At 63.3% G+C, this 26,738-nt stretch carries 29 protein-coding genes, 1 tRNA gene and 1 riboswitch; of the genes, 9 read left to right on the top strand and 21 right to left on the bottom strand.

Annotated elements, in window-relative coordinates; translation table 11 throughout:
- The 3 genes from AC07OO_RS03455 (at window position 1) to AC07OO_RS03445 (ending at window position 2,651) form a co-directional block, all read left to right on the top strand.
- Window positions 1–795, top strand: coding sequence for an outer membrane lipoprotein-sorting protein (locus tag AC07OO_RS03455; RefSeq protein ID WP_495080656.1), 795 nt, complete (start codon window positions 1–3; stop codon window positions 793–795).
- Window positions 792–2,078, top strand: a complete 1,287-nt coding sequence (locus tag AC07OO_RS03450) for a hypothetical protein (protein ID WP_495080655.1) — start codon at window positions 792–794, stop codon at window positions 2,076–2,078. Before AC07OO_RS03455 ends, AC07OO_RS03450 begins: the two co-directional genes overlap by 4 nt.
- Before the next feature lie 99 nt (window positions 2,079–2,177).
- A complete protein-coding gene (locus AC07OO_RS03445) occupies window positions 2,178–2,651 on the top strand; it encodes a CopD family protein (protein ID WP_495080654.1) in 474 nt (157 codons plus the stop codon).
- Window positions 2,652–2,657: 6 nt separating this feature from the next.
- On the opposite strand, the gene AC07OO_RS03440 is transcribed toward AC07OO_RS03445, so the two are convergent.
- The gene (locus AC07OO_RS03440; RefSeq protein WP_495080653.1) at window positions 2,658–3,341 is read right to left on the bottom strand and encodes a Smr/MutS family protein; all 684 of its coding nucleotides are present in this window, start codon (window positions 3,339–3,341) and stop codon (window positions 2,658–2,660) included.
- Window positions 3,338–4,048, bottom strand: coding sequence for a RadC family protein (gene radC, locus AC07OO_RS03435; protein WP_495080652.1), 711 nt, complete (start codon window positions 4,046–4,048; stop codon window positions 3,338–3,340). The genes AC07OO_RS03440 and radC overlap by 4 nt, the downstream gene beginning before the upstream one ends.
- A 121-nt stretch (window positions 4,049–4,169) precedes the next feature.
- Here radC and AC07OO_RS03430 point away from each other — a divergent pair, with 121 nt between their 5' ends.
- The 4 genes from AC07OO_RS03430 to AC07OO_RS03415 all read left to right on the top strand — a co-directional run bounded on the left by AC07OO_RS03430 (window position 4,170) and on the right by AC07OO_RS03415 (window position 7,146).
- Window positions 4,170–4,628 carry an FKBP-type peptidyl-prolyl cis-trans isomerase gene (locus AC07OO_RS03430; RefSeq protein WP_495080651.1) on the top strand — a complete coding sequence of 153 codons (459 nt, stop codon included), beginning with the start codon at window positions 4,170–4,172 and terminating at the stop codon, window positions 4,626–4,628.
- A complete protein-coding gene (gene ispH / locus AC07OO_RS03425) occupies window positions 4,625–5,623 on the top strand; it encodes a 4-hydroxy-3-methylbut-2-enyl diphosphate reductase (RefSeq protein WP_495080650.1) in 999 nt (332 codons plus the stop codon). The genes AC07OO_RS03430 and ispH overlap by 4 nt, the downstream gene beginning before the upstream one ends.
- An 82-nt stretch (window positions 5,624–5,705) precedes the next feature.
- Window positions 5,706–7,022: a serine--tRNA ligase gene (gene serS / locus AC07OO_RS03420; RefSeq protein WP_495080649.1), complete on the top strand. Its 1,317-nt coding sequence runs from the start codon at window positions 5,706–5,708 to the stop codon at window positions 7,020–7,022.
- 36 nt (window positions 7,023–7,058) lie between these two features.
- Window positions 7,059–7,146, top strand: a tRNA-Ser gene (locus tag AC07OO_RS03415).
- Window positions 7,147–7,215: 69 nt separating this feature from the next.
- Here AC07OO_RS03415 and AC07OO_RS03410 read toward each other — a convergent pair.
- The 3 genes from AC07OO_RS03410 to AC07OO_RS03400 form a co-directional block, all read right to left on the bottom strand.
- A complete protein-coding gene (locus AC07OO_RS03410) occupies window positions 7,216–8,592 on the bottom strand; it encodes a M48 family metalloprotease (RefSeq protein WP_495080648.1) in 1,377 nt (458 codons plus the stop codon).
- Between the two features lie 39 nt (window positions 8,593–8,631).
- The gene (locus AC07OO_RS03405; RefSeq protein ID WP_495080647.1) at window positions 8,632–9,501 is read right to left on the bottom strand and encodes a matrixin family metalloprotease; all 870 of its coding nucleotides are present in this window, start codon (window positions 9,499–9,501) and stop codon (window positions 8,632–8,634) included.
- A 129-nt stretch (window positions 9,502–9,630) separates the two neighbouring features.
- Window positions 9,631–9,786: a hypothetical protein gene (locus AC07OO_RS03400; RefSeq protein ID WP_495080646.1), complete on the bottom strand. Its 156-nt coding sequence runs from the start codon at window positions 9,784–9,786 to the stop codon at window positions 9,631–9,633.
- Window positions 9,756–9,842, top strand: a riboswitch (cyclic di-GMP riboswitch). It overlaps the preceding gene by 31 nt.
- A gap of 63 nt (window positions 9,843–9,905) precedes the next feature.
- Here AC07OO_RS03400 and AC07OO_RS03395 point away from each other — a divergent pair.
- Window positions 9,906–10,280 (top strand): hypothetical protein, encoded by a 375-nt coding sequence (locus AC07OO_RS03395; RefSeq protein ID WP_495080645.1) that lies wholly within the window; start codon window positions 9,906–9,908, stop codon window positions 10,278–10,280.
- Window positions 10,281–10,329: 49 nt separating this feature from the next.
- On the opposite strand, the gene AC07OO_RS03390 is transcribed toward AC07OO_RS03395, so the two are convergent.
- The 8 genes from AC07OO_RS03390 to ushA all read right to left on the bottom strand — a co-directional run bounded on the left by AC07OO_RS03390 (window position 10,330) and on the right by ushA (window position 18,870).
- Window positions 10,330–10,746: an FKBP-type peptidyl-prolyl cis-trans isomerase gene (locus tag AC07OO_RS03390; RefSeq protein WP_495080644.1), complete on the bottom strand. Its 417-nt coding sequence runs from the start codon at window positions 10,744–10,746 to the stop codon at window positions 10,330–10,332.
- A gap of 79 nt (window positions 10,747–10,825) precedes the next feature.
- A complete protein-coding gene (locus AC07OO_RS03385; RefSeq protein WP_495080643.1) occupies window positions 10,826–12,127 on the bottom strand; it encodes a tryptophan--tRNA ligase in 1,302 nt (433 codons plus the stop codon).
- A gap of 37 nt (window positions 12,128–12,164) precedes the next feature.
- Window positions 12,165–12,833, bottom strand: coding sequence for a site-2 protease family protein (locus tag AC07OO_RS03380; RefSeq protein WP_495080642.1), 669 nt, complete (start codon window positions 12,831–12,833; stop codon window positions 12,165–12,167).
- Window positions 12,834–12,859: 26 nt separating this feature from the next.
- Entirely contained in the window at window positions 12,860–13,483 is a 624-nt protein-coding gene (locus tag AC07OO_RS03375) for an L-threonylcarbamoyladenylate synthase (protein ID WP_495080641.1), read from the bottom strand.
- 12 nt (window positions 13,484–13,495) lie between these two features.
- Entirely contained in the window at window positions 13,496–14,350 is an 855-nt protein-coding gene (locus AC07OO_RS03370; protein WP_495080640.1) for a 3',5'-nucleoside bisphosphate phosphatase, read from the bottom strand.
- A gap of 9 nt (window positions 14,351–14,359) precedes the next feature.
- Window positions 14,360–15,031, bottom strand: coding sequence for a pseudouridine synthase (locus tag AC07OO_RS03365; RefSeq protein WP_495080639.1), 672 nt, complete (start codon window positions 15,029–15,031; stop codon window positions 14,360–14,362).
- A complete protein-coding gene (locus AC07OO_RS03360; RefSeq protein WP_495081765.1) occupies window positions 15,021–17,114 on the bottom strand; it encodes a hybrid sensor histidine kinase/response regulator in 2,094 nt (697 codons plus the stop codon). Before AC07OO_RS03360 ends, AC07OO_RS03365 begins: the two co-directional genes overlap by 11 nt.
- A 145-nt stretch (window positions 17,115–17,259) precedes the next feature.
- Window positions 17,260–18,870, bottom strand: coding sequence for a bifunctional UDP-sugar hydrolase/5'-nucleotidase UshA (gene ushA, locus AC07OO_RS03355; RefSeq protein WP_495080638.1), 1,611 nt, complete (start codon window positions 18,868–18,870; stop codon window positions 17,260–17,262).
- Window positions 18,871–19,009: 139 nt separating this feature from the next.
- Between ushA and AC07OO_RS03350 the strand changes: the two genes are divergently transcribed.
- Window positions 19,010–19,432 (top strand): hypothetical protein, encoded by a 423-nt coding sequence (locus AC07OO_RS03350; RefSeq protein WP_495080637.1) that lies wholly within the window; start codon window positions 19,010–19,012, stop codon window positions 19,430–19,432.
- 17 nt (window positions 19,433–19,449) lie between these two features.
- Here AC07OO_RS03350 and AC07OO_RS03345 read toward each other — a convergent pair whose 3' ends face one another.
- From AC07OO_RS03345 to AC07OO_RS03310, 8 genes are all read right to left on the bottom strand, one after another.
- Window positions 19,450–20,568 (bottom strand): hypothetical protein, encoded by a 1,119-nt coding sequence (locus AC07OO_RS03345; protein ID WP_495080636.1) that lies wholly within the window; start codon window positions 20,566–20,568, stop codon window positions 19,450–19,452.
- A 178-nt stretch (window positions 20,569–20,746) separates the two neighbouring features.
- Window positions 20,747–22,357: a methyl-accepting chemotaxis protein gene (locus AC07OO_RS03340; protein ID WP_495080635.1), complete on the bottom strand. Its 1,611-nt coding sequence runs from the start codon at window positions 22,355–22,357 to the stop codon at window positions 20,747–20,749.
- Between the two features lie 405 nt (window positions 22,358–22,762).
- Complete coding sequence (locus AC07OO_RS03335) at window positions 22,763–23,140, bottom strand: DUF6463 family protein (RefSeq protein ID WP_495080634.1); 378 nt, start codon at window positions 23,138–23,140, stop codon at window positions 22,763–22,765.
- A 30-nt stretch (window positions 23,141–23,170) separates the two neighbouring features.
- Complete coding sequence (locus tag AC07OO_RS03330) at window positions 23,171–24,523, bottom strand: ABC1 kinase family protein (RefSeq protein WP_495080633.1); 1,353 nt, start codon at window positions 24,521–24,523, stop codon at window positions 23,171–23,173.
- Window positions 24,516–25,031, bottom strand: coding sequence for a DUF2867 domain-containing protein (locus tag AC07OO_RS03325; RefSeq protein WP_495080632.1), 516 nt, complete (start codon window positions 25,029–25,031; stop codon window positions 24,516–24,518). The genes AC07OO_RS03330 and AC07OO_RS03325 overlap by 8 nt, the downstream gene beginning before the upstream one ends.
- Complete coding sequence (locus AC07OO_RS03320) at window positions 25,028–25,771, bottom strand: TetR/AcrR family transcriptional regulator (RefSeq protein ID WP_495080631.1); 744 nt, start codon at window positions 25,769–25,771, stop codon at window positions 25,028–25,030. Before AC07OO_RS03320 ends, AC07OO_RS03325 begins: the two co-directional genes overlap by 4 nt.
- A 12-nt stretch (window positions 25,772–25,783) precedes the next feature.
- Entirely contained in the window at window positions 25,784–26,170 is a 387-nt protein-coding gene (locus AC07OO_RS03315; RefSeq protein ID WP_495080630.1) for a hypothetical protein, read from the bottom strand.
- A 32-nt stretch (window positions 26,171–26,202) separates the two neighbouring features.
- Window positions 26,203–26,571: a DUF6463 family protein gene (locus AC07OO_RS03310; RefSeq protein WP_495080629.1), complete on the bottom strand. Its 369-nt coding sequence runs from the start codon at window positions 26,569–26,571 to the stop codon at window positions 26,203–26,205.
- Window positions 26,572–26,738 lie beyond the last annotated feature (167 nt).

Raw genomic sequence — 26,738 nt, 5'->3', positions numbered from 1 at the left:
ATGAAACAACATTGGAACGATCTCAAGAGCGGGGCCTGTGGCCTGTTGCTGGTTGCGCTGGCACCCCTGGCTGCATTCGCAGCTCCACCCAGTGCGCAGGACATACTGGCCGCCAGCGACGCCGTGCGCAACCCTGCCAAACCCTTTGGCCTGACGACACAGTTGGTGGAGTACCGCAACGGCAAGGAGAGCGCCAATATGAGTCTGGCCATCTACGCCAAGGCCGAGGCCAGTGGCGGCCAGTTCCGCAACCTGGTGCGCTTTGTGGCGCCGGCGCGCGACGCCAACAAGCTGATGCTCAAGAGTGGCAACGACCTGTGGTTTTACGATCCCTCCAGCAAGGCCAGCATCCGCATGTCGCCGCAGCAGCGCCTGCTGGGGCAGGCTGCGAATGGCGACGTGGTCACCGTCAACTTGTCGCTGGACTACCAGGCCAAGCTGGCGGCCGAAGAAGACATACAAGACGGCGACCGCAAGCAACGGCACTGCTACAAGCTGGCCCTGGCTGCCAGCTCGCCGGATGTGACCTACCACCGCATCGAGCTGTGGATCGACACCACCACCAACCAGCCGGTCAAGGGCAAGTACTACTCCGAGAGCGACCGCCTGCTGAAGACAGCCTACTACCGCAAGGTGGAGAAGCAATTGGGTGCGGACAGGCCCACCGAGACCGTCATCATCGACGGCCTGGACCCCAGCTGGGTCACCGTGATGCGCTACACCGACTGGGCCTGGCGCGAGGTGCCCGATGCCTGGCTGCAGCGCGACTACCTGCCGCGCTTCAAACCCGAATGATGACGCACGCCGGCGCTGTTGGCCTGTGTGCCGTGCTGCTGGGTCTGGCGGCGGCTCCAACATGGGCGCAGCCCAAAACGGATGCCGACGACTCCGCCGCACTGCTGCTGGCGGACCAGGCCCCCGCAGCCAAGGAGACTGCCCGTGACTGGCAATGGGCCACCGAGTTCGCCCTAGGTGAGACGCGCCAGCGCTACGGCCTGGGTACGGTGCCCACGCAACGCCTGTCGTTGGACTTGCAGGTGGACACTAAACTGTCGGACCACTGGCGCGCCGTGTTCTCGGACCAATGGGATCGGCGCTGGGCCCGCAGTTGGGACGATGCCAGCTCCACGACCAATACGCTGAAAGAGGCCTATCTGAGCTGGCAGGCCAGCCCTGAGCGCGTGCTGGATGCCGGGCGCATCAATGCACGCTACGGCGTGGCCTCAGGCTACAACCCGACCGACTACTTCCGTGCCGGCGCCAACCGCTCCATCACCGCGATCGACCCCACCAGCCTGAAGAAGAACCGCCAAGGCAGCGTGATGCTGCGCGGCCAGGCCCTGTGGGACGGCGGATCGCTGACGGCCATGGCCTCGCCCAAACTGGCGGACCAGCCCACGGACGCATCCTTCAGCATGGACCTGGGCGCCACCAACCGGCAAGACCGCTGGCTGGTGGCTTTGAGCCACCAGCTCTCCGAAGGCCTCAACCCCCAATGGTTGCTATACGGCGAAGACCAGCAGCCACCGCAGATCGGCCTGAACCTGACCGGCCTGCTGGGTCAGGCCACGGTGGCCTACCTGGAGTGGTCGGGCGGGCGCAGCGCCTCGCAGCAGGCCCAGGCGCTGGGCACGGGGGACGACACGGCCTTTCGCTCCCGGCTGGCGACCGGCCTGACCTACACCACGACCAACAAGCTGTCCTTCACGGTGGAGTACGACTTCAACGGCGCTGCCTTGGCTCCCGATGCGTGGGAGGCCTTGGGCCAGCGCGCGCCGCTGGCCTATGCGCAATACCGTGCCTGGGCGCAGAGGGCGTTCGATCTGCCCACACAGCAATCGGTATTTGTCTACGCCAGTTGGCAGGATGCGTTTGCCATCAGCCAGTTCGACATCAATGCCATGCTGCGCCACAACGTCGACGACCGCAGCCAGTTGGCGTGGCTGGAAGCGCGCTACCACTGGGGCCGTGCCGATTGGGCGCTGCAGTGGCAGCACAACCGGGGTGGCTTGGCTACCGAGTTCGGAGCTTTGCAGCAGGAGCGTGTATTGCAGTTGTTGCTGCGCTACTTCTATTGACCCGCTTAGGGTGCTGAATCAGCGATCGGGGCTGAATCGGGCTCAACCGACTGCACAATCGCGGTTTTACCGCACCGCTTGTGCAGAAAGTACTCTTCCATGTACAACAGCATCAAACTCCTTCACCTGATCGCCGCCATTGTGTGGATGGGCGGCATGACTTTCATGCTGGTGGCTCTGCGCCCTGCGGCGCTGGAGGTGTTGGAGCCGCAAGTGCGAGCACGGTTGATGGCTGCAGTGTGGCGCCGCTTTTTCAGCGTGGTGTGGGTTGCCATTGCTGTCCTGTTGCTGAGCGGCGGCCATATGTACATGGGTGCATACAGGGCTGCGTCACCGTCAACGGCCGGTGCGGCTGGCGTGCCCGTGGGGTGGAGCCTGATGCTGGGCATGGGTGTCGTCATGATCCTGCTCTTTGGCCACATCTACTTTGCAGGGTTTGGTAAATTCAAGCGCGCACTCGCCGCCGAACAGTGGCCGGTTGCAGCCCAGGCTGCCGCGCAAATCAACCGCCTGGTTATCACCAATTTTGTATTGGGGTGGCTGGCGATGGCTGCTGTGCGTCTGGTGCACTGAAAAGGCTTAGCGCACAGGCTGCAACAGTACGACCAATGCCCCGGCACCACCCTGTGCCGGCGGTGCCTGTACAAAGGCCACCACTTCGGCGCGCTGAACCAGCCAGCGGTAGGTTTTGTCCTTCAACACTGGCGCCTTGCCCGGCGAGCCCAGGCCCTTGCCGGTGACCACACGCACGCAGCGTATGCCCTGCTTGTGCGCCTCGCGGATGAAGGCGCCCAGGGCCTCGCGTGCGTCGTCGGTGCGCAGGCCGTGCAGGTCGATCTGGCGCTGGATGCTCCACTTGCCGCGGCGCAGTTTCTGGGTCACGTCCGGGCCGACGCCGGGGCGGCGGAAGCTCAGCCGTTCGTCGGTGTCCAGCAGGCTGCTGATGTCGACCACGTCGCTGATGGATTCGGTGAATGCGGCCGCCTCGTCCAGCAGGTGTTGCATGGGCGTGGGCGGCGGTGGCGCGGGTTTGAGCAGGGCGACTCGTGGTTCGGGCAGGCGCTGGACCTTGCCCACGGCCGCCTGGAACAGGCTGCGCTGCTCGCGGGCTCGTTTGGCCTCCAGCGCGCGCTGCGCGGCGGCCTGGGCCTCGCGCTCGGCTTGGGCGGCAATCTCTTTTTTCACCTGTTTCAGGTCGGCCAGCGAACCCACCTTGAACGGCTTGGTCTTGCTGGCAACAGATGGCTTTGCAGCGGAAGTCACAGCAGGCCTTTTTCAGCCATGGACAGGGCTTGGCCGGGTCCAACGATGATGTGGTCCAGCACCCGCACATCCAACAGCGCCAGCGCGGATTTGAGCGTCTGCGTCAGCGCCTCGTCGGCGCGGGAGGGCTGCACCGTGCCGCTGGGGTGGTTGTGCGCCAGCACCACGGCGCTGGCCTGGTGGTGCAGGGCGCGCACGGCCACCTCGCGCGGGTAGACCGATGTTTGTGTGAGGGTGCCGCGAAACAGCTCTTCCATGGCCAGCAGGCGGTTCTGGGCATCCAGGAACAGCACGGCAAAGACTTCGTGGCCCTTGGCTGCCAGATGCAGCTTCAAATAGTGCTTGATGGTGTCGGGGCTGGCGAAGACTTCGCGCTCGCGCAGCTGCTGGGCCATGGCTCGGCGCGCCAGCTCCAGCACGGCCACCAGCTCGGCGCGTTTGGCCGGTCCCAGGCCCTTGACCCGCTTCAAATCGTCTGCTGTGGCATGCAGTAAACCCGAAATACCGTCGAAGCCCTCGTCGCCATTGCCTGATCCGCTATCTTTTTTGATGTGCAGCAGTTCGTTGGCCATCTGGAGCACGCCCTTGCCCTGGATGCCCGTGCGCAGCAGCAGGGCCAGCAATTCGGCGTCGCTGAGCGCACCGGGGCCGCGCGCCAGCAGCTTTTCGCGCGGTCGGGCGTCGGGGGGCAGGTCTTTCAGGGGCATGGTATGGGAGGGCGCGGCCAGGGGTTTCGGCCGGGTTTCTACAATAGAGGCCAGTTTAATGCTTGCCTCGCTACGGAAATTTCCGCCCCGCTGTGGCCTGGCAGCGTTTTTTGAGACCCTTATGACCGCTACGACAACGTCCTGTGTAAGCCCAAGCTCCTTCCTCACCCTGCATTACCGCTTGAGCGGCCCGGCCGGGGACGTGATCAACACCTTTGACGGCAAACCCGCCACATTGACGTTGGGCACCGGTGAACTGTCCCCCGCGGTGGAGGCCTGTCTGATCGGCCTGGAGGAGGGCACACGCCGCACCTTCGAGCTGCCCGCGGGGGCCGCCTTTGGCGAGCGCAACCCCGACATGCAGCAGTGGCTGGCGCGCAAGGAGCTCAATTCCCTGGGTGACCCCAACGAGCAATACGCCCCGGGTGATGTGGTGCAATTCCCCACGCCGGATGGCCAGGGCCAGTTCGCCGGTGTGGTGCTGCAGGTGCTGGAGGGCAAGGGCGTGCAGTTCGACTTCAACCACCCGCTGGCTGGCCAGCCGGTGACGTTTGAAGTGCAAGTGATTGGGGTTCTATGAACAACACGACTCACGCCCCCACGCTTGTCGCTGCGCCTAAGGGCGGCCTGTCGGCGCAGCAACCCCAGGAAATCCTGCTGGCCGAGCCACGCGGCTTTTGCGCCGGAGTAGACCGCGCCATCGAGATCGTCGAAAAGGCGCTGGCCAAGTTCGGCCGACCCATCTACGTGCGCCACGAGATCGTGCACAACACCTATGTCGTCAACGACCTGAAGGCGCGCGGCGCCATCTTCATCGAGGAGCTGGACGAGGTGCCGCCCGGCGCCACGCTGGTGTTCTCGGCCCACGGCGTGAGCCAGGCCATTCAGAAAGAAGCTGAGCGCCGTGGCTTCCAGATCTTTGATGCGACCTGCCCGCTGGTCACCAAGGTGCATGTGGAAGTGGCCAAGCTGCACAAAGAGGGCTATGAGTTCATCATGATCGGTCACAAGGGCCACCCCGAGGTGGAGGGCACCATGGGCCAGCTCGACAGCGGCATCCACCTGGTGGAGGATGTGGAAGATGTGGGCCGCATCCAGCCCAGCCAGACCGAACGCCTGGCCGTGGTGACGCAGACCACGTTGAGCGTGGACGATGCTGCCGAGATTTCGGCCGCCGTGGTGGCGCGCTTTCCCCAGGTGCGCAAGCCCAAGCAGCAGGACATCTGCTACGCCACCCAAAACCGCCAGGACGCCATCAAGGTCATGAGCCCGCAGGTGGATATCGTCATCGTCGTGGGCAGCCCCACCAGCTCCAACAGCAACCGCCTGGCCGAACTGGCGCGCAAGCTGGGCGTCGAAAGCTATATGGTGGACAGTGCCGCGGAACTGCAGACGGACTGGTTCATCGGCAAGAGCCGCGTGGGCCTGACTGCCGGTGCGTCGGCACCGGAGATCCTGGTGCGCGAGGTCATTGACCGCATCCGCGCCTTGGGCGCCGTGGCTGTGCGCAAGATGGACGGTATTGAAGAAACCGTCAAGTTCCCGCTGCCCAAGGGGCTGCGGATCGATGCCTGAAGGCGCTATTTATTTGGTAGCTGCATAAGCAATAAACTAGAGGGCTAGAGCCCCATTTGATTTAAAGAGAGTTGGTAGAACCATGTTAGACATCACCCTGCTGCGCAAAGACCTGGATGCAGTCGTCGCACGCCTGCAAACACGCAAGAACCCCCAGGCCTTCCTCGACGTAGACGCCTTCAAGGCGCTGGAGGCCGAACGCAAGACCATCCAGATGCGCACCGAAGAACTGCAAAGCAAGCGCAACACGCTGTCCAAGCAGATCGGCATGCTGAAGGCCAAGGGCACACCGGCCGAGGTGGATGCGGTGATGGCCGAAGTGGCCGGCTTGAAGACCGAGCTGGAAACCTCCGCCGCGCGCCTGGACATCATCCAGGCTGACATGCAGACCCTGTTGCTGGCCGTGCCCAACCTGCCGCACGAGAGCGTGCCCGTGGGTGCCGACGAACACGGCAATGTGGAAGTGCGCCGCTGGGGCACGCCGGCCGCCATGGCCTTCGAGATCAAGGACCATGTGGACATCGGCACGCCGATGGGCCTGGACTTCGAGATGGGCGTCAAGCTGACGGGCTCGCGCTTCACGGTCATGAAGGGACCGATCGCCCGCCTGCACCGCGCGCTGGCCCAGTTCATGCTGGACGTGCAAACCCAGGAGCACGGCTACACCGAGTGCTACACCCCCTACATCGTCAACGGTGACACCCTGCGCGGCACCGGCCAGTTGCCCAAATTCGAGGGCGATCTGTTCGCCGCCAAAAAGGGCGGCCAGGAGGGCGAAGAGCAGCCCGACCACACGGCGCTGTACCTGATCCCCACCAGTGAGGTGTCGCTGACCAATTTCGTGCGCGATGTGGTCATGCCAGAAGCTGATTTGCCGATCAAGCTGACTGCCCACACCCCTTGCTTCCGATCGGAGGCTGGCAGCGCCGGACGTGACACCCGCGGCCTGATCCGCCAGCACCAGTTCGACAAGGTGGAAATGGTGCAGATCGTGCACCCCGAGAAGAGCTACGAGGCGCTAGACGCCATGGTCACGCACGCTGAAGCCGTGTTGCAGAAGCTGGGCTTGCCGTACCGTGTGATGAGCCTGTGCACCGGCGACATGGGCTTTGGTGCCAGCAAGACCTTTGACCTGGAAGTGTGGCTGCCTGCGCAGAACACCTACCGTGAAATCAGCTCGGTCTCCAATTGCGAAGCCTTCCAGTCGCGCCGCCTGCAGGCCCGCTACAAGAACGCCCAGGGCAAGAACGAACTGGTCCACACGCTGAACGGCTCCGGCCTGGCCGTTGGCCGCACGCTGGTGGCTGTTTTGGAGAACTATCAGAACGCCGATGGTTCGGTGACCGTGCCGCAAGCCCTGCGCCCGTACCTGGGCGGGATGGAGACCCTCAGAGCCTGATAGAATGCTGCCTTCGTCCAACGATGCAGCGATTTAGGAGCGGTGGCAGAGTGGTCGAATGTACTTGACTCGAAATCAAGCGTACCGCAAGGTACCGTGGGTTCGAATCCCACCCGCTCCGCCATAAAAAAAGCCCGTGCAGTCTCTGCATGGGCTTTTTGGTTTCTGGGCCGCTATTACTGCGGCTGCGGCCCTAGCCGTTGCCGCCGCTGAGCTGCTGCAACAAGCTGGTATCGCCGGCACTGGCCTTTTGGCGGGCCAACGCAAACCACCAACTGCTGGCAATGTGGAAGTCGTAGGGGCTGTAGCCCTTGGCGCGGGTCGCCTTGGCGAACTCTTCATTCGCCACTTTGTAGTCCTTGTTGTTGGTGTAGGCGGCGCTTTGGCTCTTGGTCAGTGCGATCCAATCCGCTTGCGGAATGGGCGCCTCCCCCGCAATGGCCTTGCCCGTGCGCTGGGCCTCGGCAGCAGCCTTGGCGTGGCGGGCAAACGGGCCTGTGGCGGTCTCCAGGTAGACGACGCCATATTCCACGGCCAGGGCGCTATCTGCCTGCATGCGCTGCACCCAGGCTTCACTGAGTTTGCCGGCCGTGGCTTCGGTCAGCTTGTACTTGGCATAGACCTTGGCGTGCTGGCTCTCGGGCGCTGCGGCCAACTCGTTCACGTAGCTGGCGTAGCGCTCCAGGCTGAAACCCTGAATGGGGGCCAATGACGCGGCGCTGGGAGGCGCCAGGGCCATCTTGCCGGCGTTGCCCGACGCTTCGGCTTTGCTATTGCCTTCTTCCTCGTCGTCATCGCTGTCCTGCGGCATATTCAGTGCGACCAGAGGCTGGCCCAACAAGGGCTTGGCTTGGTCGCTCTTGGCGATCAGGGCCTCCAGCTCGGCGGCGCGGTCCTTGGACGGCGGGTGGGTGCGGAACAGCGAGAAGTTGTCGTCGTTGCCGGCCAGTTCCAGCAGCTTCTTCTGCAGGCGCACGGCGCCCTGGGGGTTGTAGCCGGCGGCGATGACCCATTGCAGACCCTGGGAGTCGGCCTCGCGCTCCTGGTCGCGTGAGAAGGAGCTGGATAGCAGCTTGGCCCCGGTGCGCCCCACGGTGTGGCCCAGTTGCGAAGTGCCCAGTTTGTAATTGATGGCCGCACCGGCAATCGCGCCCAGCACACCCAGCACGCCATCGGTGGATTTGCTCTTGCTGATGTGCTCCTTGCCGTGGTGGGCGTATTCGTGCGCCAGCACGGCAGCGATGGCGTCGCGGTCTTGCTGCAGGGCCTCGATCAGGCCCCAGTTCAGCACCACCCAGCGCTCGCCTTTTTGCTCGGTGGCGTAGGCGTTGACGTCGTCATCGTCTGACACCAAGAGGCGCAACTTCAGTCCGCTGGCCGTGGCCAGCTTGGTGTGCATGTCAGCCAGGTCCTGGTAAAAGGCCTTTTCCGAAGCGTCCTTGGTGGACGCCGCGGCCTTGACCACATCCACCAAACCGTCTGCCCAGGCGGCCATTGGCAGCCCCAATGCACCTACCAGCGCGGTGAATCCCAGCCAGCGGTGCCATTTCTTCTTTATCACTCCCTGCATTCCCACTCACCCTTTACAAAAAATGAATTGTTGAAAAGCTCAAAACCCCGCGGCGCGGACCTGGTTCGTAAAGTCACCCACCAGACCCTGGTCGCGTATTACCTTGTCGGCACCCATCAGGTAGGCGCGGCCATTTTTGGTGCCCACATAGGTGTCGGTGGCCGAGTAATAGCGGTAGTAGTAGCCGTCAAACGTGCCCGACGGTGCGGGGTGGGGCGCCAGCAATTGCGTAAAGGTCTGTTCGGCCCAGTTGAGGGCGCGGTTGGACTCCGCATTGCTGGATGCCGTGTACAGCGCGGCGCAGGCGTTGGCGTCATCACCCCGCAGTGTGCGTTGGTACTCGTAGCTGTTGTAGGGGCTGGCAAACATCACCGAGGCCTGCAGGTTGGAGTGGTTCAGGCCCATGGCGTGGCCCAGTTCATGGGTCATGACGGTTTCCACGTCCTGCACCGTCCAGCGGTACGCTGTGTTGATCACCACATCGGCATCGATCATGAAGTGGCTACCGTCATACCACCACTGCGTGTAGGCGCCATATTGGGCCAACTCATTGGTGAGCTGGCCCCAGCCGAATACGTTCATCTGGTCCACGGTGGAGAAGGTGCTGCGTACATTGGGCGGGACCGTGGTGAGCCCTATGTAGTTGAAGCTCAGGTTGCACATGCCGCTCCAGCGGGAGGCCGCTGTCTTGATGGCATTGATGATGTCGGCTGTGGCCAGGTTGGCGGGCTGGTTCGCGGGGTTGTAGTACCAGTCGATTTGGCCGCCCCGCCAACGCTCCTGCACCGAGCCCAGCACATAGGCGGCCGTCTCCTTCGTGTTTGGCATGGCATTGCGGGAAAAGTCCTGCGCCTGTACCGACGACATGGCCAACAGCGTGGCCACAGACAAAAGTAATGTGTTCTTCATCGCAGAGATCAAGGGAGCAATAAGACGGGGTGGCAGGCCCGGCGGGTGGCCAAGCCGGGGTGCCAGTTTAGCGGGCACATCCTGGCGCCAGGGGGCCGGGCGGGGCGTCTGGGGGCATTTCCAGGTCGTTTACAGGGCATTTGTAACATCTGCTTGCAAATATGCTTTGCCGCAGCTAATATTCAAGTTAGCAGCAATGCCTTCAGAGATGGAGTGTTGCTTCTCGCAGCCAGCGAGGCGGCTCGAAAGAGCAAATCTGGCAAGGGCAAACTTGATGAAAGTCAAGGACGCAAAGCTTCCGGGCTACATGACCACGGTCATACGCCAGCGGGGTTGCCATCGAAAGTGGCTATTTTCGATGTTGCGTCGCCCTTTATTTGTTGACTCAAACTAAAGGCGGCTGTATGACCAAACACTCCAACCGAAACATCCCTGTCGAGCAGTGGCCCGAATCCCTGGAGATTTTGCGTCACCTGGCAACGCTGACGGAGCCCATTCCGATCAAGGACGTTGCGCACTACGTCAGTGCACCCGAAATTTCCACCCGTAACCGCCTGGCCAAGCTCGAGGCCCAGGGCACGGTGCGCGCTCTGCGCGCCGCAGCCACACTAGGCCCCGGCAAGCAGGTTACCTGCACGCACTATGTGATCACGCAATACGGCAAGGATTGCGCCGGCATACGCACGCAAAGCCAGCAAGGCAAGGCTTTCAACGTGTGCGCCAATAGCGTGTTCTCATGGGCGGCGGCCATGGGCGGCCAAGCGTCGTTGAAAAACTGAGCCGCGCATAGGACAGGTTTCGCCGCCGGGCCTGTCCCTGGGCGCGCTGTTACTTTTCGATGGCGAGCAATTCGACGTCGAAGTTCAGTGTCGCATTGGGTGGCACCATGCGGCCCGCTCCGCGCTCACCATAGGCAGTGGCGCTGGGGCATGTCAGCTTGGCCTTGCCACCCACGTGCATTTTCTGCAGGGCCTGCGTCCAGCAGGGCACGACCATGTTCAGCGGAAAAACGGCTGGCTGGTTGCGTGCGTAGGAGCTGTCAAACTCCGTTCCATCCAGCAAAGTCCCACGGTAGTGCACCTTGACGCGGTCCGTTGCATGGGGCCTGTCGCCGGTGCCGACGATGGTGTGGTTGATGGTGACGCCAGAGGTCAGGGTCTCGATGGTCTCGGTGGCGGCAAAGGCCTGCGCACCATAGGCGGCGAAGGATAGAAGAGCGGGGATCAACAGGGAACGTGGTGTCATGTCAAAAAATGCGTTGAGGTGAAAGGCCAGAAGCGAGCCTGCTTTGCAGAGCGCGCTCCTCTGAATCAGCCCAGCAGGTTTAAGTTCCCGCTGCGGCGGCGGCCAGCGCATCCAGCGCAGCGCCTACCGCAGAGGCATCCACGGCCAGCGGCTCCAACTGGCTGGCCAGTGCTGCCAAGGCTGCAGCACCGTCGCGCTGCAGGCTGGCAATGGCCTGGCCCGCGTCCTTGGGTGATGCAAAGCCCAGGCTTTGTAGCAACAAACGGCCCTGGGCATCGACAAACTTGAAGCGGAACTGGCCGTCGGCCTCGCGGTATTGCTTGAAGCTGGGCAACGCTGCCTTGGCCGCCTTTTGCGTAGTAGCTTGCGCCTGGTCGCCCAGCTTGCGCAGGCCTACGGCATGGCGCAGCGCGGCCATGAAGGACGTGGCCTGCTTGCGGGCCTTCTCGGCGCCTGCTAGCAGGATGGTTTCGATCTTGGCCGGGTTGCGCATCAGGTCTTCGTAGGTTGCGCGCATGGGTGCGATTTCGCGGTCTATGCGTTCCAGCAGCAGTTGCTTGGCATCGCCCCAGGCAATGCCGTCGGCATAGGCCTTGCGCAGGGCCTGGGTCTCTTCTTCGCTGGCAAAGGCCTGGTAGATCTGGAACAGGGCCGAGCCCTCGGTGTCCTTGGGCTCACCGGGCATACGCGAATCGGTGACGATGCCGGCAATCAGTTTCTTGAGTTGCTCGCGTGTGGCAAACAGCGGAATGGTGTTGTCATAGCTCTTGCTCATCTTGCGGCCATCCAGGCCGGGCAAAGTTGCCACCGACTCTTCAATCTCGGCCTGGGGCGGCACAAAGTGCTCGCCATAGCGGTGGTTGAAGCTGTTGGCCATATCACGCGCCATCTCGATGTGCTGGATCTGGTCGCGCCCCACCGGCACCTTGTGGGCGTTGAACATCAAGATATCGGCGCCCATCAGCACCGGGTACATGAACAAGCCGGCGGTCACATCCGCATCCGGGTCCTGGCCGGCGGCGGTGTTCTTGTCCACGGCTGCCTTGTAGGCGTGTGCGCGGTTGAGTACGCCCTTGCCGGTGACGCAGGTCAAAAACCAGGTCAGCTCCGGGATCTCGGGGATGTCGGACTGGCGGTAAAAGGTTACGCGCTCGGGGTTCAGGCCGCAGGCCAGCCAACTGGCGGCGATCTCCAGCGTGGAGCGCTGGATGCGGGCCGGCTCATCGATCTTGATCAGCGCGTGGTAGTCGGCCAGGAAGTAGTAGCTCTCCACATTAGCTGCGAGGCTGGCCCGCACCGAAGGACGGATGGAGCCCACGTAATTGCCCAGATGGGGCGTGCCGGAGGTGGTGATGCCGGTAAGGAAACGGGTGGTAGCCATGGAGCGTCTGTATCAAAAAGGGTGAATATGGGGTGCCTTATGACACCAGTGCTGCAAATGGGTAGAGCAGGACATTGAGCAGCCAGTAGGTTAATCCCATGACTGGTTGCATCCACAAGGTGCTGAGCACATTCATGATGACCAACCCCATGACAATGAAGAACCCCCAAGGCTCGATGCGCGACACCAGTTCAGCTTGCCGGTATGGGAGCAGTCCGACCAGAATGCGGCCGCCGTCCAGTGGTGGCAGTGGGAACAGGTTAAACGCGAACATGACGATGTTCACCAGCACACCGCCTTGGCACATCTTGAGGAAGAACAGTTCGCTGACACCAGCACCCTGCAGCATGTAGAGTCCAATGCCCCAGAGCAGGGCCATCAGGAAGTTGGCCCCGGGGCCAGCCAGTGCGACCCAGATCATGTCGCGTTTGGGATTGCGCAAATTGCCGAAGCGCACTGGAACGGGCTTGGCATAGCCGAACAGAAACGCTCCTGAAGTTGCGAAATACAGCAGCAATGGCATCAGCACCGTACCCATGGGATCGATGTGGCGCATGGGGTTCAGGGATATACGCCCCATTTTCCAGGCTGTGTCATCACCGAAATATCGCGCGGCGTAGCCGTGTGCGGCCTCGTGCAAAGTGATGGCGAAAAGTACCGGTATGGCGTAGAGAGCTACCGTTTGAATGAGGTTTCCAATATCCACAGGACGAATATTCCAGTTTGTTGTTCTTACAGGCCCAGTCGGGCCAGATCACCACGGCCCTGGCGAATCAGTTGGGGTTCTGCCGCCGTCAAATCAATGACGGTGGTGGGCTCCAGGGCGCAGGCACCGGCATCTATGACGCCGGCGATGACTTTTTCAAAGCGCTCGCGGATGTCACCGGCGTCGTTCATCGGGTCGGTCTCTCCGGGTGCTATCAAAGTGGTAGCTAACAATGCAGATCCGTGGAGGGCTAGCAGCTCTTGTAGCACCGTGTGCTCGGGTACGCGCAGGCCTATGGTCTTGCGCGAGGGGTGGCTCACGCGCCGTGGCACTTCCTTGCTGGCTTCCAGGATGAAGGTATAGGGGCCGGGTGTGGCGGACTTCAGCAGGCGGTACTGGGCATTGTCCACACGGGCGTAGCTGGCCAGCTCGCTCAGGTCGCGGCACAGCAGCGTCAGGTGGTGTTTGTCGTCTACACCGCGGATGCGGCGCAGATTGTCGACGGCCGCCTTGTCGTCCAGGTGGCAGACCAGGGCGTAGCTGGAATCCGTGGGCACGGCCAGGATGCCGCCCTTTTCCAGCAGCGTGGCTGCCTGTTTCAAGAGCCGCGCTTGGGGGTTGTCCGGATGGACTTCGAAATACTGCGCCATACCAGAACCGCCCTATTGGATGCGCGATGCCAACAACTCCCACACGGGGGTCAGGTTGGCTGGCAAGAAGGGCAGGGTGCCGAGTTCGGTATGGCTTTCATCCGGGCTGTGGAAATCGCTGCCGCGCGAGGCGGCCAGGCCGAACTCGCGGGCGGTGTCGGCGTAGATGCTGTATTCGGGTACGGAGTGGCTGCCGGTCACGACCTCCACGCCCTGGCCGCCAAGGGCCTTGAACTCGGTGAATAGCGCGAACTCTTCATTCGGTGTGAACTTGTAGCGGGCTGGGTGCGCGATGATGGCCATGCCGCCGGCGTTGGTGATCCAGGTCACCGCGTCCTTCAGCGTGGCCCAACGGTGCGGCACAAAGCCGGGCTTGCCTTCGATCAGGAACTTGCGGAACACCTCGTTGGTGTCGCGGCAGACGCCGGACTCGATCAGAAAGCGGGCGAAATGCGTGCGCGAAATCAGTTCCGGGTTGCCGACGAACTTGAGTGCACCCTCGTAAGCCCCGTGGATGCCGACCTTGGCCAGGCCGTCCGACATCTCCATGGCCCGTGCATCGCGGCCGCCGCGGGTTTGTCGCAGGCCAGCGACCAGGTCCGCATTGTCGGCATCAAAACCCAGGCCGACGATGTGGACCGTCTTGCCAATGAAGGTGATGGAAATTTCGGTGCCGGTCAGGTAGCCCATGCCATGGGCCTTGGCTGCCTCTACGGCCCGTGTTTGGCCGCCGACCTCGTCGTGGTCGGTCAGTGCCCATAATTCCACGCCGTTGGCGCTGGCGCGCGCAGCCACGGCCTCGGGCGTTAGCGTGCCATCCGAAACCGTGGAATGGCAGTGGAGATCGGCGTTTTGGATAGGGGTCACCCACGCATTTTAGGCCTTGGACCATGCGGGGCGGCTGAATTCCAAGGCAACACCGCTGACGGGGTGGGTAAAGCCCAGGTTGCAGGCGTGCAGCAGCAACCGTGGCGACAGGGCCTGCACATCGGGCGGCGCATACAGCGCATCACCCAGAATGGGGTGGCCTATGGCCTGCAAATGCAGGCGCAACTGGTGGGTGCGGCCGGTTACAGGCTCCAGCAGCACATGGCTGGCATTGCGCTGAGCGTCGTAGTGGAGTAGCTGCAACCGCGTGATGCTGGGCTTGCCCAGCTCGGTATTGATTACGCGCAAGGGGCGGTTGGGCCAGTCCACGGCGATGGGCAAGTCTATGACGCGCCACGTGCCATCTGCAGGGGCAATCGCGCCATGGACCACGGCCTCGTAGCGCTTGTGCACCTGGCGGTTGGCAAAGGCCTCGCTCAGTGCGCGCTGCACGGCTGGGCCGCGCGCCATGGCGATCAGGCCCGAGGTGGCCATGTCCAGCCGGTGCACGACCAGGGCGTCGGCAAACCGGGTCTGCGCCCGGGTGCTGAGGCAATCCTGCTTGTCGGGTCCGCGGCCGGGCACCGACAGCAGCCCGGGGGGCTTGTCCAGCACGATGAGGGCCTCATCGGCATAGACCACCGTGATCGCCGGCTCGGCGGGCGCGGACTCAGTTGGCATCGTTGCCCGCAATCAGACGCTGCACGGTTTCGCAGAACTCGCTGACGTCGTTGGGCTTGTAGATCAGGGCGTCGGCGCCTTCGCGGATGGCGCTTTCCTCCAGCTCAGGCGTCACATAGCCCGAGGCGAGGGCCACGGGCAGATCGGGGCGTATCAGCTTGGCATGGCGCAGCAGGTCCAGGCCGCTGTAGCCGGGCATGTTGTAGTCGGTCACCAGGATGTCGAAGGCCTGTGCGTCGGCCCGCAGCATGGCCTGGGCCTCGTGGGGGTCGGTGAAGGTGGTTACGGTAAAGCCCTTGCGCTTGAGCACCCGCGCAATCAGGAACACCAGGGCCTGGTCGTCGTCCACGTACATCACATGGCGACCCTTGCCCACAATGGGTTCTGGCGCTGCCACCTCTTCCGCGGCGGGCACCACGGCGGTCTGCTGGGTGGGTGGAAAGTACAGCGTGAACACACTGCCCGCGCCCGGCACGCTCTGCACGTCGATAGCGCCCTGGTGCGCCTGCATGATGCCGTGCACCACGGACAGCCCCAGGCCCGTGCCTTGGCCCACTTCGCGCGTGGTGAAAAACGGCTCGAAGATGCGGGCCAGTGTCTCGGGCGTCATACCGGCGCCAGTGTCCCGTACCGACACGGTCACATAGCTGCCGTTGGCCAGCCCCAGGCGACCACTGAGGGGTTGTGCAAGGCGGGTGCTGGCCAGCTCAATGGTCAAGAAGCCCTTCTTGCTGCCGATCGCCAACAACGCATTGGTGCACAGGTTGAGCAAGGCTTGCTCGACCTGCGTGGTGTCGGCCAACACCGCGGCGGTGCCAGGCGCCACGCGGACCTGCAACTCCACCAAGGGCGGTAGTGCCACTCGCACCAGGCGGGCGGCCTCGCGCACCACGTCGTCCATCGCGATCGGCAGACGCTTGGGCACTTCGTTGCGGCTGAAGGTCAAAATTTGGCGTACCAGATCGCGGGCGCGGCGACCGGCCTTTTCGATCTCCTGCAGGCTGGTCAAGGCCGGTGAGTTGGGTGCAGTGTCCTGCTTGGCCAGGTCCACATTGCCCAGGATGGCGGAGAGGATGTTGTTGAAGTCGTGCGCGATGCCCCCAGCCATCGTACCCATGGCCTGCATTTTTTGCGACTCGCGCAACTGGGTTTCCAGCGTGACACGGCGGGCCTCGGCCAGCTTGGCAGCCGTCAGGTCGCGCGCAAAAATCGTCGTCACCTCGCCATGCGGGGCCTGCATGCCGCGCCGGGCAATCAACTCGGGCAGCGTTTTGTCCGAAGGCAGGCGGGGGGTCAGGCGCCGCTCCAGTGACACGCTGATCTCCACAAAAATCTCGCGCCCCAGCAAGGTGGTGGCGGCGAATTCGCCCAGCGTGGCCTGCGTCGATACGCCGCCACTGGCCAAGGTTGCTTCCACCTGCGGCAGAAAGCGGCCCAGCTTGCTGCCCAGGGCCTGGTCGGCCGGGCACTGGAACAGCGCCGTGGCAGCGGGGTTGAACACCGTGATGCGCCGCTCTTCGTCAATGCACAAAATGGCATCCAGCGAGGAGTTGATGATGGCTGCCATGCGGTTTTCGCTGAGCAGCAGATCTTCGTTGCGCTGCTGCAAGACGGAAGCGCTTTTCTGCAAGGCATATCGCTGTGCCAGCAGCGGACCCTGGTCGATGATGGCGCAGATGAAGTGCGCCAGATCGCCCTGCGGGTTCTCGATGCGCGCCATGTGCAGGTCGCCAGTGAACGTGCCTTGCGAGCCGGCCAAAAACACCACCTCGCTGACCTCGCTGGTGCCGCTGGCCTTGGCGTTCAAGAAGGCAACGGCCACTTCGTCGGTGTGCTGCGGGCCGACAAAGGGCAGCAGGAAATTCAGCGGCGGATCGCTCTCCAATGGCTGGAACAGGCGCAGGGCCATGGCATTGCTGGCCATGACCAAGCCCTCTTCGTCCACCACCATCAGTGCCAGCGGCACGTTGGAGAACAGTGTGGCAAATCGCTCCGACGCGCCTTCGGCCTCCTGCTGGCTGTAGCGCAGAGCCTTGTTTTGCACCTCCAGTTCGGCCTGGTATTTGCGCAGGTCCTCGATCATCTGTGAGGGCGCGTAGCCTTCGACGATCAGGCCCTGTTCGGACCGCAACGCATCCTCGGCGCGCTGCATGGGGCGGGTAACGACGCGGAACTTCTTACGGCGAGAGGGTGTGGTCATGCACCAGTACCCATCAGTGGCGATTGGTTCATTGGGGAGTGGCCTTGGTGTACACGACGTGCGTGCCCGGCGCAAAGCGGGCGGTCTGCAAGGGGCTGTTGGCGGCAATGAAGTCGCGCAGCACCTCGGCGTCCACCCAGCCGGTGTCTATATAGCTCGCATGGCCCGTCATATTGGGGTAGCCGTCGCCACCCACGGCCACAAAATTGTTGATGACCATCTGGTAGGTCTTGGCCGGGTCCAGCGGCTGGCCCTGTATGCGCACCTGGGTGGCCTTGCCCGCGGTGATGACGGTATCCACCCCCGACAAATGCGGGAAGCCGCCGGCGCCCTGCGTCATGCTGGCGGCGGCATTGAGGTAGCTCTGCACCTCGGCACCCGTGAGCTTCAGCGTGGCCAGGGTATTGCCAAAAGGCTGCACCTTGAGTATGTCTTTGTAGGTGATGGTGCCGGCCGGTAGCGAATCGCGCAGACCGCCCGAGTTGACGACAGCAAAGTCGGAGTGGGTCTTTTGCAGCATGGCCTGGCCGATCAGCATGCCCATATTGGTGGCGGCCAGGCGCACGGTCAGGCGGTCGGCCTCCAGCTTTCCATCACTGCTGCCCACGGCCACGTTCAGCGTGCGCTGGCCAAACTCCTGGTAGGGCTTGAGCAGGGCCAGCATCTCGGGGTTTTCGGCGATGCGGGGCGTGTTCTTCAGGTTGATGGGGATCAGCGTGTATTTGACGAGGGTGAAGGTGCCATTGCGGTATTGGAAATCGGCGCGGCCCAGGTACTTGCCCCATTCATTGGCTTGCACGATCCAGGTGCCGTTTTGCCGGTCGGGCTGGCAGGGGGCGCCGGGCACATGTTCGGTCTCCACCTTGTTCTCGGCCTGCATGCACACGGGGTCGTGCGAATGGCCGCCCACGACCAGGTCCAGGCCGTTGACGGTGCGGGCCATTTCCACATCGCCGGGAGACTGCATGCCGTGGCGGCCGTCTTCGTAGTGGCCCATGTGCGTGGTGGCGAACACCAGGTCGGCCTGCTTGCGCAGCTCGGGCACCAGCTTGGCGGCCTCTTGTATCGGGCTGCGGAAGTCCATGCCCTGCATATGGGCGGGGTTGCCCAGCCGGCGTGTGTCGTCCGTGGTCAGGCCCATCACAGCCACCCGTACACCGCCCAGGTTGAACACCTTGTAGGCATCGAACAGGCGCTCGCCATTGCGGTAGATATTGGCCGACAGCAGCGGAAAGTTTGCCAGTTTGCGCTGCATGGCCAACACCGCGGGGCGCTTGTCGAACTCGTGGTTGCCCAGGGCCATGGCGTCATAGCCCAGCAGGTTCATGCCCTTGAAGTCGGGCACGGCATCTTGCATGTCGGACTCGGGCACGCCGGTGTTGACGTCACCCCCGTCCAGCAACAGCGTGTAGCCACCGGCGGCGGCCACTTCGGCGCGGATCGCATCCACAACCGTCTTGTGTGCGGCCATGCCGTACTCGCCGTCAGCGCTCTGCCAAAAGCGACCGTGGTGGTCGTTGGTGTGCATGACGGTGATGGCGTAGGTCTTGTCCTTGACAGGGCCTGCGGGCTGCAGGCTGGTGCAGGCGGCCAATGTCAGTACCAGGCCGGCGGTGAGTAGGGGCGTGAGGGTGCGCATGGCCGCATATTAGCGGACGCCCAATCCGCCGCGCCATGGGGTGCAAAAACCGCTTGCGCAGCGGCAAAGAGCGGCGCCATACTGCGGCCCAGGTGCTCTGTGGTGCGCATTCGCTCCTTCTTCCGTTTGTGAGGACAGCATGTTGAAACTACCGTGTCTCACGCTCGTGCTTGGGTTGGGCTTGGCAGGCAGTGCCGGCGCGCAAAGTGGCGGCAATGCGCAAGACGCGCAGATTCGCCAGGTGCTGATGGCCAATGCCTGGTGCTCCTTCAGTTACAACAAGATCAGTGGCGCGTCGCATACCCGCCGGGTTGTTTTCAACGCCGACGGCACCGTGGTCACCACCGGGGGCGGTGAGACGTACAGCTCGGGCCGCAATGGCGCGGTGTCGGGTCAATCCAGCTCCCGCCAGGTCGCGCGCTGGAAGGTCTACCAGCAGCGCGTTTATGCCGACCCGATGGACGGCACCGGCTTTCAGGATCTGGAGGTGACGGCCACGCGCAACTCCAATGGCTACCTGATACTCAAATCGGACGGCCGCGAATACTCCATGTGTAACTGACGGTCACGGATACCAGTTCACAGCCGTAAGAATAGCTTGCGCTGGTACAGCCAACGCAGCAACAGCAATTGCAATAGCAGCAAGCCCAGAGCCTCTAGCAGCAGATGCAGGCTGGCGGGGCTGGCCAGTATCCAGCCGCCAAATAGGCTGTTGACGCTGTACTTCCAAGCCACCAAGGCCGTGCCCAGATAGATCAGGATGGCGTTCTGGCCTATCCAATGCAAGGGGACGGATAGCCGGGGCTCTCCGTTGCCCAGCAGGCTGTCAAAAGCCAGCAACAGCAGCAAGCTCAGCCCGCCGGTCAAGAGCACAAACGAGCCCGTCCACAGGGACTTGTTCAGCGGGTAGAGCGGATGCGCCAGTACGGCCAGTGCCACCGCGGCCAGGGCTGCACCACCCAGTACCAGCCTGCGTCGGCGGGCCGACACCTCTTTGCGCCACAGCACACCCACAAAGACGCCGGCCAGGCAGTTGCAGATGGCGCCCACTTGGGAGTACAGGCCTTCGGGGTCGTAGGGTGTGTTGCGGTAGGTGATGCCGGGCAGCCAGGCCTGGTCCAGCAGGGCGTTCAGCGAGCCGGCCTCGGTCAGCGGCCACTGCATCTGCAGCGCAGAGTAGGCCAGCAGCGTGGCCGCTGCCACCCAGGCCACGGTTTGGGTGCGCAGATGCCAGACCAGCATGGCCGCCACGAACCAGGCGATGCCGATGCGCCCCAGCACGCTGGCATAGCGCACCTGGGCCGGGTCGGCTGGCAGGCCCGTGCCCCAGCCGTGGTTGTAGACCACGCCCAGGAGCAGCAGCCAGAAGAGCCGCTTCACCGCCCGCATGTAGTAGGGCTTGCGCTCTGTCATGGGGCGGTGTGACAGCGTCAGGTTTTGCAAACCCAGGCTGACGCCCGAGATGAAGATGAACAGCGGAAAGATCAGGTCGTAGAACGTGAAGCCATGCCAGGCGCTGTGCTCGAACTGCTGGGCCAGCATCTGCCACAGCGGCAGGCCGGTCCAAGCAAACAGGGCTGCGGGCAAGAGTTCACCGCCGATCAGCCAGAACATGTCGAAACCCCGCAGCGCATCCAGCGCGGGCAGGCGGGTAGGGGCAGCCTGGGTGCTGGCGGACTCGTGGGATGGGCTGGTCATTGCGGGGCTGGGCGGAAGTTTGCGACCGCCGGATTATTGGCACAAAGAACGCCAGCGCAGCACCGCCGAAGGCCCCGGTCCGCAATCTCGTTGCACCTGTGTAACCGGCTTTCATCTGGTGGATTGCGCATGCGGCCAGCCCGGAGGCCATGCCGGTGCGCAGAGCCCGGCTAAGGCATCACCCGGGCAAGAGGTTCAGGTCCTTCTTGCCGAAGTATTGCCCCAGTGCCGAGCTTACGCGCGGCGCAAGTTGAAACACCGCCATACCGCCCACGAGTTCCTGGGCTTGCGCCTTCAGGCTGGATGCCGCGGCGGCCATCTCCTCCACCAGCGCTGCATTCTGTTGGGTGGCTTGGTCCATCTGCATGACCGCTTCTCCCACCTGTGCCACACCGGCGGACTGTTCGGCGCTGGCAGCGCTGATGTCTTCCATCAGGTCGGTCACACGTTGAATCGCCCCCACCACATCGGCCATGGTGGCACCGGCCTGTTGGACCAGCGCACTGCCCTGCGCGACCCGCTGCACACTGTTGCCGATCAGGGCCTTGATCTCCTTGGCTGCCTCGCTTGAGCGTGCGGCAAGCGCCCGCACTTCCGACGCCACCACCGCAAAGCCGCGGCCCTGTTCTCCGGCGCGTGCCGCCTCCACCGCTGCATTGAGGGCCAGGATATTGGTCTGGAACGCGATACCGTCAATGACGCTGATGATGTCCGCAATCCGGTGTGAGCTGTCATGGATGCCCTGCATGGTGCCCACGACCTGGGCTACCACGTCACCGCCCTGCACAGCCACCTGCGTGGCCTGCCGGGCCAGCTGGTTGGCCTGGGCTGCGGCGTCGGCGTTCTGGTGTACGGCGGCGCCCAGTTGCTCCATGGATGCAGCGGTCTGCTGCAGCGCGCTGGCCTGGCTCTCGGTTCGGGCGCACAGGTCCTGGTTGCCCATCGCAATCTGCACGCTGGCGGCGGCCACACCCTCTGACGCGTGGCGCACATGGGCCACCATCGTGGCCAGGCTCTTTTGCATCTCCTTGAGCTGGGCCATCAAGCTGGAGGTATCACCGTCTTTGAGTGCAATGGCCACGCTAAGGTCGCCAGCCGCCACGCGGCGCGCCAAACTGGCTGCCTCGTGGGGTTCTCCACCCAACGGGCGGGTTACCGAACGCGTCACCCAAACGGCCAGCAGGACGCCCAGCACACTGGCCGCACCGGCGATCAGTGCCAAGAAAATTTGACTGGACTCCGCAAGGGTGTCGGCATCCCGCTGGGATGTGGTCAAGCTGTCTTGCACATAGGCCTGCAGTGCATCGACGCCTTGCAGGTAGGTAGTGACCAGTGGCTGCAAGTCGCGGTCCACCTGGGCGCTCACGTCTTCACCGGCCAGTTTTTTGCGGGTCAACTCCGTCCGCATGCTGACATAGGCCTGGCGCGCCGCAGCCACCCGGTCGACCAGTGCGTCGCCAGTTGGCTCATGGATCAGGCTGTCCAACTCCTTTTGGATGGCGTTGACCGTGACCACGGTATCGGCCATGTCGGATTGAAGGGATGCGATATGGGCCTTGTCCTGCGCCTTGAGCAGTGCCTGCACACGCACCAGGTTGAGCCGGATCGCACCAGACCAACGCACCGCCAAGCTGTTGCGGTGCACGTGCACGGTGGCGATCTGCTGGTTGTTTTGGCGCAGCTCCTGCAGGTGCCAGATGCCCAGCGCCGCCATGGCGGCTGCGGCCAACACCATGGCGGCAAAGGCCAGGCTCAGGCGGGTTCCGGTTTTCAGCGTATGGGTGTCCATGGTGAAGCTCCCTTTGTTCCTGAATCGAGAAGGCTGTCGCCCGCTGTGCCAGACGCCCGGTTTGCGGGCCTGAGGTGCCTGCCGCAGTGGTACGGAGGGGCTATGCAATAAGCGAGCCAGGGTTTCTACCTAGTTGGCGTCCAGGCCTGTGTGTGGCCGAAAGGGGACTGCAAACACAAATGCTCCTAATTTAGGAGCGTATATGGCTTGTTTGTCGAGGGCTGGAGGCCGATTTTCCTGTAGGCGGCAGTCAACAAGCACCAATAAACCTCAATTGGGTATGTTGAAGGTTTTTTGACGGCAGCATACTAGTAAAAATTGCCGCCAGCCCTCGCCAAATAAGCACCTTCAGCTATCCATTTAATAGCTTACGGCGCTGAGGCCTGGACGCAGGGGCAGCGCATCTCACCACGCATCCGGTTTGCGCAGCAATGCCCACAGCGCCGGACTGGCCAGCCAGAAGCCGGAGGCTGGCATCAACAGTACGGCCACGGCGCACAACAGCAGCAGGCACCAGCCCATTTGGCGTAGCACGGCCTGCTGGCCATTGCGTTCCAGTGTGGTGGTTGCGTGGGCCAGCACGGCCAGCACGAAGCCAAACAGCATGAAGAACGCCACGGCCGCGCGCCGAGGGTCCTGCCCGACCGTGTCGAAGAACCCCTGGTGGGCCATGGCCAACAGATCGGCGTGGAACACAAACAGGCCAAAAGCCGTGTGGATGGTGGCCACCAGCATCAGCCAATGGCCGATCCAGTGGCGGGGTAGGAAGTCCCATGCCAGCATTGGTAACACCTCTCTTTCTTTGTCGGGTTGTCAGTGAATCCACGGGTTGCCCGTGCGTACGCGTGCACCCAAGGCTTTGAGCAACTGGGTCAGGCCCAGGTAGGCCCGGTCGAAGTAGGGCAGGTCTGGCGGCACGGCTTGCAAGAACTGCATGGCCTGGCGCCGGTGTTCGGGGCTGGGCATGGGCTGGGGTGGGTGCTGCGCGAAGTCGTATACCGCGCTGGCAAAGGGCAGGCGTTGCCAGTGCTGCATGTCGGCCAGGGCGGGCAGCAATTGGGTGGCAAAGTCGTGCGTGCTGAGGGTGGGGTCTATCAGCCCCAGCGCGCAATAGGCATGTTGCATGCAGGCGGTGTCCATGGGCTGGCGCAGTTGCGCGGACCAGACCGTGGCCAGGGCCTGGCAAAAGCCCACGTCCAGCGCGCGGGTGCAGCCGAAATCCAGCAGGCCCAATTGCCCATCGGGCATGAACAGGTAGTTGCCGGGGTGGGGGTCGGCCTGCAGGCGGTGCAGCACAAAGACGCAGTGAAGGAAGCTGTCGAACAGCAACTGGCCATAGCGGTCGCGCGCGTCCTGGCTCGGCTGGGTTTGCAGCCATTCGGCCAGGTGCAAGCCAGGCAGGCGCTGCATGGTCAGTATGCGCTGTGTGCTGCGGTGTGCGATGGGCTGCGGTATGCGCAGGCCGGGCAGGGATAGGTTTGCACCAAACCACTGCAGGGCCTGGGCCTCATGCAGGTAGTCCAGCTCTTCGGCCAGTTTGGACTGCACATCGTCCATGACGCGCTCAATGATGTCGGCCCGGGGCAGCAGGTCAGAGCGGGCACCAAAGGCCTGCAACAGGCTGCGCAGCATGCGCATGTCGCTGGCGATGGAGGCTGCCATGCCGGGGTATTGCACTTTGACGGCCACGGCCTCACCGCCATCCAAGGTGGCTGCATGCACCTGGCCCAGACTGGCCGCGGCGAAAGCCTGCGGTTCAAAATGGTGGAACAGGGCCTGCGGGTCTTGGCCAAACTCCTGGCGCATCAGCTTGACGACCAGCGCGCGGTTCAGCGGCGTGACCTGGTAGTGGGCGCGGGCCAGCTCTTGCCGCATGCCCTCGGGCAAGAAGCCCAGTTCCATACTGAGCAGTTGCGACGCCTTCAGGGCCGTGCCCTTGAGCTGGTTCAGCGCGGCAAACAGAATGCGGCCTAGCTCGGCCTCGTGCGCCGTGCGGGCCTGGGCCTGCGCCTCGGCATCCAGCGCCAGCGACTGCGCCTTGTGGCCCAGGTGCGCCAGGCCAGCCCGGGCAACCGCCACGCCGGCAATGGCACCGCGCGACAGGCGGCCCGTGCGGGGCTGCTGCGCGGTGGCCCTGTCGCGATCCGAGTTGTCGCGCTCAGGCATGGGCGACCTGGGCCAGCATGCGTGGCACGATGAGGCTGTGCACAGGCCCTACCACGGCCATGTACACCCGCCCCAGCCGGTTATGGATGTGCACCACGGTGCCCAGCGCCAGCATGGGTTTGCCGTCCGCGTTGCGGTACTTGACCAGCGATAACTGCACCACCAGGTGCTTGTCGTCGTCGAACAGCACAACCTCATCCGCCTGCAGGTGCTTCAGTGTGAATATGCCCACCCGGTCGCCCACGCGGTAGGCGCTCGCGGGCTTCTGGCCGACCGCCGTGGACAAATGGCCCAGGTGCTTGAGCCCCACCCAGCGCACGACGGTGTTGCGCAGCGTCATCAGCGCATTCATCCAGCCGGGGGTGCGGGCGACCAGCTTTACATAGGTCTCCAGGGCGCTCTGCTCGGGCCACAGATCCTCGAAGCAGTAGCAGTCGGCAAAGTCGGACCGGGGCAGAGCCTTGGCAATTTGGCTGTCAGCGGGCAGTGCGCAGAGTTGGGGTTTCATGGGCGGGCACCTCCCACCATGCCGCGACGTGCCAGTTGCAGCAGGTCCAGCAGGCCACCACCGCCACCGCTGTGCAGCAGGCGCGCCATCTGGCTGCGCAGCACAAAGCCGCCCAGCTCCAGCAGCTTGTCCACCAGGCCGCTCTGCAGCGCCAGCACCAGCACGCCCAGGCTCAGGTCCACCATCTGCGTGGTGTTGGCAAACTGCTCGGATTCATCACGCAGCCAGTAGGCGATGACGCCATACACATAGTCGGCCAAGAGCGCGGCCAGGCTGGGTTTGAAGCCGCAAGGCGTGATCTCTTGACTGGACTCCGCCTGCTCCAGCATCTGGATGAAAGCGGCTTGCAGCAGGGGCTTGCCGGGCAGTTGTTCGCCCAGCAGCAGCATGGGCGCTCGCTCGATCAGGCCGCGGGCCAGGCCGACAAATTCGCGGTCGGCCAGCAGAATCTCCAGCAGGCTGTCGATCAGCAGTTGCAAGCGCTCTTGCAGTGAAAAGTCTTTGAGCCCCGGTGTCTTGTCCGCCTGGGTCAGCGCGTCTGCAATGGCCTGTTCAAAGTAGGCGGTGACCAGCTTCTCTTTGGTAGGGAAGTATTTGTAGATGGTGGCGTCGCCCACATCGGCAGCGCGCGCGATCTGCTTCATCGTCGTGCCCTCAAACCCGTGCTGGGTCATCAGGTCGACCGCGGTCTGGATGATGAGGCGGTGGTTTTTGGCTTGTTGTGCTTTGGTGGTGCGCATGTTTTTTTCTCCTCACATTCCGAGCCATATGAACACGGCTGCGGCCAACAGACCCACCCAACCGGGATGGCGGGCCCGTGTGCTGCCCAACACCAGCAGGGCGGCGGCCAGCGCAGAGAGCGCAAATGCCCCGGGAACAAACCCGGCGGAGCGGTTGGATGCAGCGGGCTCGGACAGGTTCAGCAACACCGCACCCATGCCCCATCCCAGCACGGTCACGGTATGCCAACTGGCCCACAGGATGCGTACATGCGCCCCGCCCAGCACAGGGCCGCCATGGCTGGGCACCAGGCGACCGGTGCGGCGCAACCGTTGAAAGATCAGTTTTTCACCCAGCACGGTGTGTACCAGGCCGACCACAAAGAGGGTGATGGCGGCGGCGACGAAGTAGATGTTCATGGGTGGTCTTGAATGTTCTGGTCTGGCCATGCCTAGGCGAGTGGCAACCAGCCATAGCCCACCCCGACGAGCACCGGTGCCACCACCAGGGGTGCCCAGAAGGGCGATTTGGGAAAGGCCGCTACGCCCACCACCGCGGTGATGCAGGCGTAGATGCCCAGAAGGCGCAGCAGTGCCAGATCCCCCTGCGCCACGGCGTGGATGCCCACCTGGCCGGCCAGCATCAGCAATGGCCCGAAGATCAAGAACCAGAACGCCGTGCGGCGCGCCTCAGGCACGGCGAATTTGCCGACGAAACCGTCCGACACGGCGTCCACCACCGGCCCCCTGAAGCGCACCAGACCAAAAATGATATGGGCAATGCCCAGGATGAACATGAACCATGCCGCTGCGTTTGCCATTTTCGATACTCCTTGCCGTTCCCTCGGGTGGAAAGATGGTCGTTGTTGAATATTGTTTACTATACATTAAACTGAAAAATTTACAAATTAAACGATAGTAAATTTTCTTAAAAAGCGATCGATTGCTTACATATGCTTTTGACGGCCACAGCTTTCGGGGTGCGATA

It is taken from the genome of Rhodoferax sp. GW821-FHT07G04 (genome assembly GCF_059418585.1).
This window is presented reverse-complemented; position numbering and strand designations above follow the sequence as displayed.